The sequence below is a fragment of the Rhodopila sp. genome (assembly GCF_965277825.1).
GTDB lineage: Bacteria > Pseudomonadota > Alphaproteobacteria > Acetobacterales > Acetobacteraceae > Rhodopila.
In genome coordinates this window covers 4,101,619-4,115,728 of record NZ_OZ255846.1, presented here as the reverse complement: position 1 = coordinate 4,115,728, position 14,110 = coordinate 4,101,619, and the positions used below count along the sequence as shown (strand labels likewise).

General features: G+C 66.1%; 11 protein-coding genes. 4 read left to right on the top strand and 7 right to left on the bottom strand.

What is annotated here, in order from left to right; all coding sequences use genetic code 11:
• Positions 1 to 96: 96 nt before the first annotated feature.
• Together ACQY4T_RS20060 and ACQY4T_RS20055 are read right to left on the bottom strand one after the other, a co-directional pair.
• Positions 97 to 432, bottom strand: coding sequence for a YdhR family protein (locus ACQY4T_RS20060; protein WP_428534310.1), 336 nt, complete (start codon positions 430 to 432; stop codon positions 97 to 99).
• A 101-nt stretch (positions 433 to 533) separates the two neighbouring features.
• The gene (locus tag ACQY4T_RS20055; RefSeq protein WP_428534308.1) at positions 534 to 1,079 is read right to left on the bottom strand and encodes a GNAT family N-acetyltransferase; all 546 of its coding nucleotides are present in this window, start codon (positions 1,077 to 1,079) and stop codon (positions 534 to 536) included.
• Positions 1,080 to 1,181: 102 nt separating this feature from the next.
• Between ACQY4T_RS20055 and ACQY4T_RS20050 the strand changes: the two genes are divergently transcribed.
• The 3 genes from ACQY4T_RS20050 (at position 1,182) to ACQY4T_RS20040 (ending at position 4,272) form a co-directional block, all read left to right on the top strand.
• Positions 1,182 to 3,503 (top strand): xanthine dehydrogenase family protein molybdopterin-binding subunit, encoded by a 2,322-nt coding sequence (locus tag ACQY4T_RS20050; protein WP_428534306.1) that lies wholly within the window; start codon positions 1,182 to 1,184, stop codon positions 3,501 to 3,503.
• Between the two features lie 128 nt (positions 3,504 to 3,631).
• Entirely contained in the window at positions 3,632 to 3,880 is a 249-nt protein-coding gene (locus ACQY4T_RS20045; protein WP_428534304.1) for an antitoxin, read from the top strand.
• Positions 3,877 to 4,272 carry a type II toxin-antitoxin system VapC family toxin gene (locus tag ACQY4T_RS20040; protein WP_428534302.1) on the top strand — a complete coding sequence of 132 codons (396 nt, stop codon included), beginning with the start codon at positions 3,877 to 3,879 and terminating at the stop codon, positions 4,270 to 4,272. Before ACQY4T_RS20045 ends, ACQY4T_RS20040 begins: the two co-directional genes overlap by 4 nt.
• Positions 4,273 to 4,276: 4 nt before the next feature.
• Here the strand turns inward: ACQY4T_RS20040 and ACQY4T_RS20035 are convergent, their stop codons facing one another.
• The 5 genes from ACQY4T_RS20035 to glgC all read right to left on the bottom strand — a co-directional run bounded on the left by ACQY4T_RS20035 (position 4,277) and on the right by glgC (position 13,030).
• Complete coding sequence (locus tag ACQY4T_RS20035; protein ID WP_428534300.1) at positions 4,277 to 5,599, bottom strand: glutamate--tRNA ligase; 1,323 nt, start codon at positions 5,597 to 5,599, stop codon at positions 4,277 to 4,279.
• A complete protein-coding gene (locus ACQY4T_RS20030; RefSeq protein ID WP_428534298.1) occupies positions 5,596 to 5,973 on the bottom strand; it encodes a hypothetical protein in 378 nt (125 codons plus the stop codon). Before ACQY4T_RS20030 ends, ACQY4T_RS20035 begins: the two co-directional genes overlap by 4 nt.
• A gap of 90 nt (positions 5,974 to 6,063) precedes the next feature.
• A complete protein-coding gene (glgX, locus tag ACQY4T_RS20025; RefSeq protein WP_428534296.1) occupies positions 6,064 to 10,323 on the bottom strand; it encodes a glycogen debranching protein GlgX in 4,260 nt (1,419 codons plus the stop codon).
• Positions 10,320 to 11,765, bottom strand: coding sequence for a glycogen synthase GlgA (gene glgA / locus ACQY4T_RS20020; RefSeq protein ID WP_428543001.1), 1,446 nt, complete (start codon positions 11,763 to 11,765; stop codon positions 10,320 to 10,322). The genes glgX and glgA overlap by 4 nt, the downstream gene beginning before the upstream one ends.
• Positions 11,765 to 13,030, bottom strand: a complete 1,266-nt coding sequence (glgC, locus tag ACQY4T_RS20015) for a glucose-1-phosphate adenylyltransferase (RefSeq protein WP_428534294.1) — start codon at positions 13,028 to 13,030, stop codon at positions 11,765 to 11,767. Before glgC ends, glgA begins: the two co-directional genes overlap by 1 nt.
• A gap of 294 nt (positions 13,031 to 13,324) precedes the next feature.
• Here glgC and ACQY4T_RS20010 point away from each other — a divergent pair, with 294 nt between their 5' ends.
• Positions 13,325 to 14,107 (top strand): SDR family oxidoreductase, encoded by a 783-nt coding sequence (locus tag ACQY4T_RS20010; protein ID WP_428534292.1) that lies wholly within the window; start codon positions 13,325 to 13,327, stop codon positions 14,105 to 14,107.
• Positions 14,108 to 14,110 lie beyond the last annotated feature (3 nt).

Genomic DNA, 14,110 nt, shown 5'->3' with positions numbered 1-14,110 from the left:
ATCCTCAGCCTGACAGAGCATGCTGAAAATGCTCTGACTCTTTGTGTGATCGCTTGATTCACGCGCTGTAAACGTTCCGCTCAGCGCGATCACGCTTTAGGTCAGACAACTGTCAAGGCGGTCGAGGCAGGTTGCCGTTCGCGCCGGCACGTCGGCGATCGCCATGGTGTCAAAAAAGCTGATTCGCGGCGCGCCGCCGTAGCGGTCGATAATGCCTTCGCGCCAGGGTCCGGAATAGAATGTCTCGGCCGCCTCACGGGTTTCCCACAGATAGCAACCTCCGGCGCAACCACCTTCGGCTGCATGGATGAACTGCTTTCGGATCAGGCCAGGAACTTCAAGGAAACCCGGCGCGATAGCGTGAAAATGCGCTCTGCAGTTGGCCTCATCGATGTGCGGCGGAAGGTCGTAGAGAACGATCGCGGTTATCATGACAGCTTCTCCCTCGGGCCGGCGTGCCGCGAACGCGGCGCGGTGGATGAACCAGGCGCGTCTGCGTCGGAACACTGCACGATAGACGGTCTTCCGACGGATTAAGATTTTCCGATCGGGTGGTCGGCGCGTGATAGCCGATACAAGATGTGCCGGCGCAGGGCGCTGCCCGGCGGCAGACTCGGGTGATCGAATTCGATCGTTCGTGTCATCCCCAGCCGCTGCATCACTCGGATCGATGCGGTGTTGAACATTGCGGTCAGGGCGACGACCTCGGTCAGCCCGACCCGGTTGAAGCCGTCGTCGATGCTGGCCGCGGCCGCCTCGGTGGCATAGCCGAAGCCCCAGTAGCGGCGGTGCAGACGCCACGCGACTTCGACCGCTGGGGCGAATGGCGCCTCGAATGTGAGCCAGCTCAATCCAACCGCGCCAATTAACGGCGCCACGCCGGGCGCTTCGACCGCCCATTTGCAGAAGCCGGTGCGCGCCAGATGTTGTTCCGCGCGCGCCACGTAGGCATCGCTTTCCGCCCGTGTCAGCACCCCGGCCAGAAATCGCATGACAGCCGGATCGGCATTTTGCTCGGCGAACAAGGCAAGATCGCCGGCTCGCCATGGACGCAGAAGCAAACGCGGGGTTTCGATCATGGCGTGCTCCGCATTCGCTTTTGCCACCGCGGTTCGCCGGCGCGGAATCGCGCTGGTCGCTTAAACCGGTATGCTAGAGCCAAGCAACGGGAGAACACCATCGTGGCAACCTTTCAGGCAAAATCCGTCAGGCGGCGAGAAGATCTGCGGCTGTTGACCGGGCAGGGCAACTACGCCGCTGATGCCGCCCCAGCCGGAATGGCAGTCGCGACCTTGCTGCGCTCGCCCTATGCCCATGCCCGGATCGAACGTATCGACACCGAGGCGGCGCGCGGCGTCCCCGGGGTCATCGCGGTTTATACCGATACCGATCTGACGGATGTCGCGCCAATCGCCGGCGGCATCGGCTTTCCGCGTCCCGATGGCAGCCCGGCGCCGAAGACGGATCGGTTGCTGTTGGCGCGCGACCGCGTGCGCTTCGTTGGCGAACCCGTCGCACTGGTCGTCGCCTGCTCGCGCGCGGCGGGGCTAGAGGCGGCGGAGGCAATCACGGTCGAATACACCGCACTGCCGGTGGTTACCGAACCGGTGGCGGCGATGCGGCAGGGCGCCTCAGCGGTGTGGGATAATGTGCCGGACAATATCGGCTTTCTGTGGCAGCGCGGCGAGGCCGACGCTACCGCTGCGGCGCTGGCCGGATCGGCGCATGTGACCACCTTGCAGTTCTCGGTTTCGCGGGTCACCGCGAACTCGCTGGAGCCGCGCGGCGCCTGGGCGTGCATCGCGGCTGACGGACGCATCGAAGTGCATGCCTCGCACCAGTCTCCGTTTGCACTCCGCAACGGCATGGCGAGCGGCAATTTCCAGCTCGCACCGACCGATATCCGCGTGGTGCCGGGCGACGTCGGTGGATCGTTCGGGATGAAATCAGGGGTGCATCAGGAATCGGTGCTGGTGGCGTGGGCGGCGCGGCGGCTGAACCGGCCGGTGCGCTGGATCGCCGACCGCACCGAGGGCTTCCTGACCGACGAGCAAGCGCGCGAGATGCGGATCACCGCCTCGCTGGGGCTGGACGCCGACGGCCGTTTCACCGCGCTGAAGCTGCGCTGGGACGTCAATCTGGGGGCCTATGTTTCTGGCCGTTCAGGTTGGGGCGTCGGCAACATCGGCGGCATCGCCGGGGTGTATCTGATCCCGCTGATCGCCGCCGAGGTCTGCGGCGTGCTGACCCACACGGTACCCACCGCGGCCTATCGCGGCGCCGGCCGGCCGGAGGCGACCTATGCGATCGAGCGGCTGATCGACGTGGCGGCGAGCGAATTGAAAGTCAGCCCCTATGAACTGCGCCGCCGCAACCTGATCCCGCCGCAGGCGATGCCGTACAAGACAGCGTTGACCTTCACCTACGACTGCGGCGAGTTCGAGGCCAACATGCAACACGCAGCCGCGCTGTCGGACCTCGCCTCGTTCGAGCAGCGGCGCACCGATGCGGCGGCACGCGGCAAGCTGCGCGGCATCGGCCTGTGCAACTGCATCGAGGTCGCCGGCGGTCCGTTCCTGCGTCCGGCCAAGGACCTTGCGACACTGCGGCTGGCCGAGGACGGCACGCTGGTGTTGCGGTCGGGGTCGATGTCGGTGGGGCAGGGGCTGGAGACGACGATGACGCAACTGGTTGCCGACCGGTTCGGCGTCGCCCCCGAACAGGTGCGCTGGGAAGGCGGTGACACCGACCTGCTGCCCAGCGGCAAGGGCAACGGCGGATCGGGTGCGCTGTGCATCGGCGGATCGGCGGTCACCCTGGCGGTGGACAAGGTGATCGACAAGGCTCGCCGGATCGCCGCCGAACTGCTGGAGGCAGCGGTGGTGGATGTCGAGCTGGCCGATGGCCGCTTCACCATCGCCGGCACCGACCGATCGGTGGCCCTGGTCGATGTCGCCGCCGCGGCGTACGAGCCGGCGCATATTCCGCCGGGCCAGGAAGCCGGACTGGTGGAATCAGGGGAATTCACCCCAACCGCGGTCACCTTCCCGAACGGCACCCACATCTGTGAGGTCGAGATCGACCGCGAAACCGGTGTCACCGACATCGTCCGCTACAGCGCGGTGGAGGAACTCGGGCGGGTGCTGAACCCGATGATCGTCGCCGGGCAGATCCATGGCGGTGTGGTGCAGGGCGTCGGCCAGGCCCTCGGCGAGGCGATCCTGCACGACCCAGAGTCGGGGCAGATGCTGACCGCGTCGTTCATGGACTATCAGATGCCGCGCGCCTCGGAATACCCGGATTTCCGGCTGGCGACACGGGAGGTGCCGACGGCGGTCAATCCGCTGGGCGCCAAGGGCGTTGGCGAAGCCGGCACGGTGGGCGCGCTGGGCGCGGCGATGAACGCGATCAACGACGCGCTGGCCCCGCTTGGCATCCGACATTTCGACATGCCGGCGACCCCGGCGCGGGTGTGGGCGGCGATGCGGGCGGCGCAGGCTTAGGCACGGAACCGGTCCGCCGGGTGCGGGCGGTCTCGCGATTGCGAATTGTAGCCGGCGGATCGGAGACGACTTGTGTCAGACAATGGAAAATGATATATTCTTTTGCTATCTGCCATCAAAGGTCTTACATGGATACCGCTAAAGTCTTCTGGTCAGGCCGTTCGCAGGCAGTTCGCCTGCCCAAGGCATACCGCTTCGACACCGATGAGGTTCGGATCCGGCGCCATGGCAATGGCAATGCCATTATTCTCGAACCGGTTGCTGGCGATTGGGGATGGCTCGACGACGTTGTTGGTTCGCTTGATGATGACTTTGTTCAAGCGGCGACCGAACAACCGGCGGAGCAAAGCCGGTCGATCTCAGACTGCTTTGAATGAGGTATCTGCTCGATACCAATTCCGTCATCGCGGTTCTGAAGGGTCATCCTGGTTTCCTGGTGCGTATGCGCCGATTTCGGCCGCGAGACTTCGCCCTGCCATCGATAGTCGCGCACGAGCTATTTTATGGCGCTTACAAGGGAAAGCGGATTGCAGATAATCTCGCACGCATCGAGGCATTGCGTTTCGAGGTGCTGGAGTTCGATCGCGAGGATGCGCGCCGGGCCGGCGAACTGCGGGCTGAACTGGCTGGTGCAGGAACGGCCATTGGGCCATACGACGTGCTGATCGCGGGGCAGGCGATCGTACGCGGACTTACGCTGATCACGCATAACGTTCGAGAATTTCAGCGCGTTCCTGCGTTGCTGCTCGAGGATTGGCAGGCATTGTAACCGCTCAACCCGCCGCGATCGCCAGCCGAGCCGCGGCACGCGAGTGTCCGATCAACGGCAGCAGGTCGGCGAGATCGGGGCCGCTGTCTTCCGCCGTCAGCGTCAGCCGCAACGGGGCGGCCAAGGCATCGCCAGTCAGCCCGGTGATGGGTTCCAACGCGGCGACCCAGTTCGCCCACACGGTGTTGTCCCACGGTTCGCGCGGCAACAGCGACCGGGCGGTCAGCAGCAGGTCGCGGGCGCCCTCGATCTCCGGCGGGACGATGGAGCCGTTGACCACATCCCACCAGCCTCGGGCCTCCTTCAGCACATCCAGGCTGCCGCGCACAGCTAGCCAGAACGCCTCGGTGGCATCCGCCGGCAGCCGATCGGCGACGGCGGTGAAATCCAGCCGTCCGAGCACGCGTCGATTGATCCGCAGCATCGTCGCCGCATCGAAGCGGCAGGCGGCGAAGTCCGCCAGACTCAACCGTTGCGCCAGTTGATTAAGCGTCAGCGGGTCGCCGTCTGCCGCGGTGATGCCGGTCAGGCCGGCTGCGACGCCGCAGGGTTCAACGCCGTCGTGGCGCAACCCACGAACCAAAACGCTGCCGGCTGAACGGCCCGCCATCGCCCCTGCGGCTTCGTGCAATGGCCCAAGCAGCCCGAAGCGCGGTATTCGTGCGCCGCCCAGGATCTCGAACAGCTCAATCTGGATGGCCGTGTTGCCGGGACTGTCGTCGCCGCGGATGACATCGGTGGTAGCAAAATCGAGGTCATCGACCACGCTGGCGAGAATCGGCGTCGGACTGCCGTCGGAGCGCACCAGAACAGGGTCCGAAACCGCGGACAATACCGCCTGCCGCGCGCCAAGGATCAGATCGTTCCATTGCAGCGTCCGCCCCGACAGCTTGAGCCGCCAGTGCGGGCGCTTGCCGCCGGCTTCGGCGTCCTGGCGCTGCTTTGCCGTCAGCGACAGCATCGCCCGATCATATATCGGCGACTGGTTCCGCTTGCGGCGAAACTCTCGCTTGGCCCTCAGCTCCTGCTCGGATTCAAAACACGGGTAGAGCAGTCTGTCGCCGATCAAGCGGTCGATGGCGGCCTGATAAACCGCCATCCGCTCGGACTGACGAAACGAGCAATGCCAATCGATGCCCAGCCAACGCAGATCGCGCATCATCTGGTCGACCTGGGCTGGGCGCGAGCGTTCCGTATCCAGATCGTCCAGCCGCAGCAGCATCCGGCCGTTGCCGCGACGCGCGACCAGGTCGTTGGCCAGAGCGATACGGGCGCCCCCGATCGAAAGGTTCCCAACCGGAGCCATGGCAAAGCGGACGCGGATCACGCATCTTCCTCATCGAAATCCGGATCGATGTCCTCGCGCCGCGGATCCAGCGAACGCCAGTCGCGGTCCTCCTGGCTCGCCAGACTGTCCACGAAGTCCCCCAGCTCGGTCGCACTTTTCCAGCCGCCCTCGTCGGCATCGATCACCACCGCGTCTTCACCGAAGGCAAACCAGGCTTCCAGCAGGTCCTTGGATGACATGCCCGGCACCCGGCAGCGTTCGACCGAATCGCGGACATAGCGACGGGCGAATGCATTGGCATGCATCAGCGTGTCAAAGCCGCCGACTTCCTCGGTGATGTTGTCTTGCGCGCCGCCGGAAAGGTCCAGGATACGCACGCGCCAGCCGCCGTCAGGCGCGAACAGGTCGCTCATGATTTTGCCGGCGAGGAAATGCTCTTGCTCATCCCCACAAGGTACGGCCCGAGATAGGGTGAATCAACCGCGCCCGCGAAATCGGTGATGTCACCCGACCCGGGCGACTGCGCGAGGTCGCATAGCGTCCAGAATGGCGCGGGCGAGCGGGGTCGCAAACAGATCCCCAACGTCTGGCGTCAGGCGTCGGCGCCAGTTTGGACGTTCCCGGTCGGTGCCGGGTAGATTGACCCCGATCCTTTCGCCAGCCAGGTCGTCGGCCTGCACCAGCGCCAGCAATGCCGGCGTGGCAGCGACGAAAGCCTGTACCGCGGCGGCAAACGCCACCGGCATCGGCTGCCGCGGATCGACCGCTTCGGTCAGCCACCCCCCGCTCCGCAGCAGCCCGATCAGGGCACTCTTTTCATCGTCGCGAACCTGCTCGGCCCGCGCATCGTGCACTAATGACAAGGCCCGCTTCTCGGCGATATCGGCGCCGTCCCACCAGCCGGCCAGGGTCGCCAGGTCATGCGTCGAGACGCAGGCCGCGGCGAGCCGGGCCCATTCCGCCGCCGGCCGGATCAAGCCGTCACGGCGGACGAACCACAGCACGCTATACGACAGGATGTTGGCGGCGGCCAATGCCTCCGACATGCCCTCTGGAACGGTGCCCAGGTCCTCGCCCACCACCAGGCAGCGGGCCCGATGGCTTTCCAGCGCGACCTGGGCGAGCAGGTCGGGCAGCGGGTAGGTGACGTAGGCGCCATCCTTGCCCTCGGCGCCCTCCGGGATCACGAACAGGCGGCGCAGGCCCATGACGTGGTCGATCCGCAGCGCACCGGCGTGCCGCATGTTGGCCACCAGCAGTTGCCGGAAGCTCCCGTAGCCGTCGCGCCGCATGGCGACCGGATCGGGTGGCGGCAGGCTCCAGTTCTGCCCTTGGGCGGCGAACGGATCGGGTGGCGCGCCGATCGACACGCCCCGCATCAGGCTGTCCTGTGCCGACCAGGCTTCGGCGCCGTCCGGAGCGGCGCCGACCGCAAGGTCCCGGTAAAGACCGAGAGACAGGCCGGCCTCGGTCGCCGAGGTCGCGGCGGCCCCAAGTTGCTGGTCGGCCAAGCATTGCATGAAAGCGTGGAACTCGATGGTCTCGCGGTGCTGCGCGGCGAAGTCGGCGACCGCCGGAGCCTCGGGATGACGCAGTGCGTTAGGCCATTTCAGCCAGTCGGAACTGCCCAAGACCTCCGCGATCATCTCGAACGTGGCGAAGCGAAGCAGTGCGGGCGGGATCGATCGATTGATGCCCTTCGTCGGCGATCCGGGCCTGAACGCGGCGCGCAATACATCGCGTTTGGCCTGCCAGACGGCCGCATAATCGACCGGGCCCGGCGGCGAGGCAATTGCGTCGCCACCCGGAAGTCCGGAGACGTCAATATAGATCGGATCCAGGAACCGCCGATCAGACGGTTGATACGGGCTGGCTCGGTCGCGATCGTGCGGAAACAGCGCATGCAGCGGGTTGAGGCCGATCATCGCGGCGCCGGCCTTGCCTGCCTCTGTCGCCAGCCGCATCAGGGTGGTGAAATCGCCGATCCCCTGGTCGCCAGCCGACCGCATTGCGTAAAGGTGGGCCGAAATCCCGAAGCGCCGATCCCCGGCCAGCAGTTCCGCCGGCAGGTAGCAACTGTCCGGCGCGACCGTCAGATGGCAGGGCTGCTCGGGCCGATCCTCATTCAGGACGCGGTGCCGACCGATCGGCTGCGGCGGCAGGATCAGGTCATCGTCCTGGGTATGGAAGCGCTCGACGCTGCGGTCCTCGCGCAGCAGCGTGACCCAGGCCGGACGGGATCGGCCGAGGCGGACACGGATGGCCTGGTGTGCCTTGGCGGTCAGGACGGGGGGCAGCGCGGGTTGCAGGGCCAGCCGAACCAGGCTGTCGTTCAGGTCGCCCGGCGTCGCCGCGGGCAGCCGCATCGCGGCCAGCAGGGCACGCTTGGTATCGACCGGCACCTGGTGGTAGCCGCCGCCGACGTCCCACCAGATCGGGTCGATACCGGCCAACACGGCAATCCGGTCAAGCTGCGCATCGCTGGTCTTGCCTGACGCAGGCCGATGCAGCGCTATAGACCGTCCGGTGCCGCACACCCGACCCTGAGCGGCGCTGTCGGGTTCGCCCGCGTCCAGACTGCTCACCACGTCCTGGCTGTTCGATGCGGTAGGGTGTTCCGGCGCGTCGATCGACCCCTGGGTGCCGTGGACGGACAAAACAGAGTTTGCCGCGCCCCCCTGGTCTCGGCGCGATGCCGCCGACTGGGCCATTGCCCTCGGCGCTGCATCGGACGATGGCGTGCGAGACGGCCGCTCCGCTTGCTCCCGGAAAACGGTCACCGATCGTGGATCTACGGCAAGGCGCTCTCCCGCCGGGGCGCCGTCTGTCGCCCGCAACCAGGAATAGCCCGGCCGCGCCGCCGGCAGCACGATCTCGATCGGCGTATGGTCGGCATGGAAAACCAGCGCGGCACGCAGGTCGGCGGCATAAAGCACGGCGATCAACGTGCGGTTGGCGGCGTTGTTCCAGTCCTGCACGGTCATCGCGGCACCGTCGGCGCCATGCCATGCCACGTCTGGTATCACCTCGCCCTCGGCCGCCCGGCCGGTGAGTTCGCGGCCATCAAATAGCGGACCCAGCGAACGGCGCAGCGCGACCAGGGTCGCGGTGGTGTCGATCAGCGCATGATCGGCCGCTGCCCAGTCGATCCATGAGCCAGCGTTGTCCTGCGCGTAGGCATTGTTGTTGCCGTGCTGCGTGCGCCCAAGTTCGTCGCCCATCGACAACATCGGCGTGCCTCGGCACAACAGCAGCGTGGCGAGCAGCGCCCGCGCATCGCTTGACCGCGCCGCCACGATCAACGGGTCGGAGGACGGACCCTCGACGCCGTTATTCCACGATAGATTGTCGTCCGTGCCGTCACGGTTATCCTCGCCGTTCGCCTGGTTGTGCTTTTGCTCATAGGCAACCAGGTCGGCGAGGGTGAAACCATCGTGCGCGGTGACATAGTTGATGCTGCGGGACAACGGGCGCTGTCTCGCTGTACTAGGCGCGAACACGTCGGCCGATCCGGCAAAGCGCGTGGCGAGCGCGCCCACCATTCCGGAATCGCCACGCCAGAAGCGGCGGACGGTGTCGCGAAATCGGTCGTTCCATTCGCCCCAGCGCGGCGGGAACGCCCCGAGCTGATAGCCTCCCGCACCAATATCCCAGGGTTCGGCGATCATCACGCGTTGCGACAACACCGGGTCTTGCTCGACCGCCGCCAGGAACGGGGCGTCGCGGTCGAAACCGCTGTCGCGGCGCCCCAGCGTGGTGGCGAGATCCATCCGGAAGCCGTCCAGGCCGCCGTGAATCGCCCAGGCCCGCAGTGCATCCATACCTAACCGAACCACGTGCGGGCGGTCCATCGCCAGGATGTTGCCGCAACCGGCGTCGTTGGCGTAGCGCGAGCGATCCGCCGCCAGCCGATAATATCCGGCGTTGTCCAGCCCGCGCATCGACAGTGTCGGGCCAAACTCATCGCTTTCGCCGGAGTGGTTCAGCACGACGTCGAGGATCACGCTCAGCCCGGCGTCATGCAGCGCCTCGACCGCCGCGCGCACCTCGGGCCAGCCGCCCGGCGCCAGCCTAGGATCCGGCGCCAGAAAGGCGATCGGGTTGTAGCCCCAGTAGTTGGACCGGTTCAGCGGCGGCAGATGCCGCTCATCGACCCAGGCGGCGCTCGGCATCAGCTCCACCGTGGTGATGCCGAGCCGCGTCAGGTGACGGATGCTGGCGGGATGGCCGAGCGCGGCGTAGGTGCCTCGGATTCCGGCCGGCATGTCCGGGTTGGTCATGCTGAAGCCGCGGACGTGCAACTCGTAGATCACCTGGCGGTCCCAGTCGAAGGCGACGCGGTTGCCGGCCGGCGCGGCCGGTGGATCCGTGACGATCGCCTTCGGCACCAGTCGCGCGGTGTCGTCGGGGCGGGGCCCATCCACGTCGAACAGCAGTGCATCCAGGCGGAACGGCCGGTCGATGGCGATGGCCCAAGGGTCGACCAGCAGCTTGCCCGGATTGAACCGCTGGCCGTTGGCCGGGTCCCATGCGCCGTAGGCGCGCAATCCGTATCGCGTGCCCGCCGGGACGCCGGCGACATGGCCATGGCGGACTGCTCCGGTTCGGGCCGGCAGGCGAATCCGGGCGGTTTCCTGGTCGGCGGCGTCGAACAGACAGAGCGCGACAGCCTCGGCATCGGGCGCGTGTACCGCGACGTCGATGCCATCGCCGACAATGCTGACGCCCAGCGTGTCGGGGGAGCCCGGGCCCGCCAGTCTCACCGCCGGTCCCCCAGCAGCGACTGGAACAGTGCGGCGTAGCGGCGGGCGGAGGCGCGCCACGACACGTCGGCCGCCATTGCGTTGCGCTGCATGCGCCGCCAGTTGGCCTTGTCTCGCCAAAGCACGAGCAATGTTTGCATCGCGTGTTGCAGCGCCTGCGGCGTGGCCGGCCAGAACTGCAAGCCGGTGGAGACGCCCGCGGCCAGGGCGGCCGGGTTGGCGTCGATCACCGAATCCGCCAGGCCGCCGACACGCGACACCACGGGGATCGCGCCGTAACGCAACGCCGAAAGCTGGGTCAGTCCACAGGGCTCGAACCGCGACGGCACCAGCATGGCGTCGGCCCCGGCCTGGATCAGATGGGCGAGCGCTTCGTCGTATCCGATGGTGCAGCCGACCGAGCCGGGATGGCCTTCGCGGGCGGCGACAAAGGCCCGCTCCAGCACCGGGTCGCCAGAACCGAGCACGGCGAACTGCATGCCGTCGGCAACGAGAGTGTCGATCTGGTCCACCAGCATGTCCAAACCCTTTTGCGAGGTCAGCCGGCTGATCACCCCGACCAGCAGGTGTTCCGCGCCCTGGTCCAGCCCCATGCGCTGTTGCAGGGCGATCTTGTTGATAGCCCGTCTGGCCGGTTTGTCGCGCGTATAGTTGGCGGCGATCAGTGTATCGTTTGCGGGATTCCAGACTGTGTCATCGATGCCGTTCAGGATCCCTGAAACCCTGTCCGCCCGACTGCGCAACAGCCCATCGAGCCCCATCCCGTTGTCGATGCCGGTGATTTCGCGCGCGTAGGTGGGCGAGACGGTAGTGATCCGGTCGGCGTATGCCAGGCCGCCTTTCAGCATGTTGACGTCGCCATGGTATTCCAGACCGTCCAGGCTGAAAGCCGATTGGGGCAACCCCAGTCGAGGAAACAGGCCGCCCCGGTAGCGGCCCTGGAAGGCCAGGTTGTGCACCGTCAGCACCGTGCCGGGCCGCCGACCGGAATGGAAATGCAAATACACCACTGCCATCGCGGCCTGCCAGTCATGCGCGTGGACAATGTCGTATTCGAGGTTCGGGATGATCCCCGCCGCCACCGCTGCCGCCGCGGCCCCAAGGCCGGCGAACCTCACCCCGTTGTCCGGCCACTCCTGACGATCCGGGCCAAGGTAGGGATTGCCGTCTCGCGCATACAGATGCGGTGCCTCGACCACTAACAGATCGAGCCCGGCGGCGCTGCCGCGTAACATCGTGGCCGGCCCGCCGAACAGGTCGGCGAAGCGATGCACAGCGGTGGCGTTGCTCAGCGCGTCCAGGACGGCGGGGAAACCCGGCACGACCGTGGTGGTCTCGGCCCCAGCCGAACCAAGCGCGAGCGGAAGCGCGCCGGTGACTTCGGCGAGGCCGCCGGTCTTCACCAGCGGAAAGATTTCCGACGCGACAGCGAGAACCCGAATCAAGCCTGCAGGCGATCGATCATGGGCTGCGTTATCAGGCAGATGCCGCGCTCGGTCCGGCGGAACCGGCGGGCATCGTCGATTGCGTCCTCGCCCACCACCAGGCCGGCGGGGATGCGGACGCCTTTCTCCACGATCACGTTGCGCAGCCTGGCACCGCGGCCGACGTCGGCGTCCGGCAGGATCACCGCATTCTCGACCCGCGAGTAGGAATGCGCGTGAACCCCGGTGAACAGCAGCGACTGGCGCAGAAACGATCCGGAGACGATGCACCCGCCCGAGACCAGTGACGAGATCGCTTCGCCGCGCCGGCCAACCTCCTCATGCACGAACTTGGCGGGTGGGTTGATTTCGGCATAGGTCCAGATCGGCCAGTCGCGGTCATACAGGTCGAGGGCGGGAATGATGGCGGTCAGGTCTATGTTGGCTTCCCAGTAGGCGTCGAGCGTGCCGACATCGCGCCAATAGGCCTCACGTTCGGCACCCGAGGTTACGCAAGAGGTTTGGAACCGATGGGCGACGGCTTTGCCGTGCCGCACCAGATAGGGGATGATATCCTTGCCGAAGTCGCGGTTGGATGCCGGGTCGGCCTGGTCGCGACGCAACTGATCGATCAGGAATTTGGTGCTGAACACGTAAATGCCCATGCTGGCCAGGGCGGCCTCGGGGTTGTCGGGCATCGGCGGTGGATCCGCCGGCTTCTCGACAAAGGCAATGATGCGGTCGGTGCTGTCGATGTGCATCACCCCGAACGCGGTGGCCTCCATGCGGGGCACTTCGATGCAGCCGACCGTGACGTCGGCATTCTGCTCGATGTGCTGCAACAGCATCAGCGCGTAGTCCATCTTGTAGACGTGGTCGCCGGCCAGGACGACGATATACTCGGGATTGTAGCCCTCGATGATGTCGATGTTCTGGTACAGCGCGTCGGCGGTGCCGGCGTACCAGTTGTCGCCCGAACGCTGCGATGCCGGCAGGATGTCGAATCCCTCGTTGCGTTCGGGGCGCAGGAAGTTCCAGCCGCGTTGCAGGTGGCGGATCAGGCTGTGCGCCTTGTATTGCGTTGCCACGCCGATCCGGCGGATGCCGGAATTCAGGGCGTTGGACAGGGCAAAGTCGATGATCCGGCTCTTGCCGCCGAAATACACCGCCGGTTTGGCGCGCGTGTCGGTCAGTTCCAGCAGGCGCGAGCCGCGACCGCCGGCCAGGACGTAGGCCATGGCGTCACGGACGATCGGGGCATGCAGTCCGGGACGCCGGGGCATCACGTCCTCTCCTCAATGGCGTTCTTGTTGTTGTTGAACAATACCCGTCAGTACGCAAACGCGCCAGGACGGGTGAAGCTCACGTCAGGTGCCTGGGCTAGAGACAGGGCCGCGTCGGACGTGCACCGCTCGAAAGGTGCGTCCGATTCACTTGCTGAGCGCAAACCCTGGCTGCGCCAAGATCAACGATGACATTAGGCATGAAAAGTCCTGCATTCCCACATCGCTGGTTCGCACGTTGCACACCACGACCATGTTCGCCCAAACTCCGACCATCGATAGGGGAGAACACGGATGGAAGTTCGTCTGGACGGCCGCAGCGCGATCATAACCGGCGCCAGCAAAGGCCTTGGCCTTGCCATGGCAAAGCAATTCGCTGCCTCGGGTGCGAACGTGGCGATCCTGGCCCGCAGCCCGGATTCCCTAGCGGATGCCCTTGCCATCGCGACCGAAGGCTCCTCTGGCCAGGTTGCCACGTTTCAGTGCGACGTCTCGAAGGCCCATGACATCGCCACGACTTTTGGTGAGGTGGTCAAACGGTTTGGCCAGGTAGATATCCTGATCAACAACGCTGGCATCTCCCGCGCAATGCCATCCGAACAGATCACCGACGAAGTCTGGCAAGAGGACCTCGACCTGAAGCTGTTCGCCGCGATCCGGTTGTCCCGGCTGTGCTGGCCGGGGATGAAGTCGCGCAAATGGGGCCGCATCATCAATGTCTTGAACACCGGTGCCAAGGCGCCTCGTGCCAATGGAGCACCGACCGCGGTGTCACGCGCGGCGGGCATGGCACTGATGAAAGTGATGGCCGGCGAGGGCGCGCCGCACGGCATCCTGGTCAACGGCATGCTGGTGGGGTTGATCGACTCCGATCAACACAAGCGGCGACACCAGCGTGAAGGTTCAAACGAGCCGTACGAAGCCTTCACCCAGAAAATGGGCGCGAACGTGCCACTGGGGCGTATCGGCAAGGCAGAGGAATTCGCGGCGATGGCATGCTTCCTGTGCAGCGATCACGCCGGATTCACCACCGGGACGGCCATCAACATGGACGGCGGCGCCAGCCCAGTCGTCTGACCA

Excerpts from the sequence above, each read along its gene's own strand:
- ACQY4T_RS20060 (WP_428534310.1), bottom strand. The coding sequence starts at position 432 with ATGATAACCGCGATCGTTCTCTACGACCTTCCGCCGCACATCGATGAG.
- ACQY4T_RS20055 (WP_428534308.1), bottom strand. The coding sequence starts at position 1,079 with ATGATCGAAACCCCGCGTTTGCTTCTGCGTCCATGGCGAGCCGGCGAT.
- ACQY4T_RS20045 (WP_428534304.1), top strand. The coding sequence starts at position 3,632 with ATGGATACCGCTAAAGTCTTCTGGTCAGGCCGTTCGCAGGCAGTTCGC.
- ACQY4T_RS20040 (WP_428534302.1), top strand. The coding sequence starts at position 3,877 with ATGAGGTATCTGCTCGATACCAATTCCGTCATCGCGGTTCTGAAGGGT.
- ACQY4T_RS20030 (WP_428534298.1), bottom strand. The coding sequence starts at position 5,973 with ATGAGCGACCTGTTCGCGCCTGACGGCGGCTGGCGCGTGCGTATCCTG.
- glgC (WP_428534294.1), bottom strand. The coding sequence starts at position 13,030 with ATGCCCCGGCGTCCCGGACTGCATGCCCCGATCGTCCGTGACGCCATG.
- ACQY4T_RS20010 (WP_428534292.1), top strand. The coding sequence starts at position 13,325 with ATGGAAGTTCGTCTGGACGGCCGCAGCGCGATCATAACCGGCGCCAGC.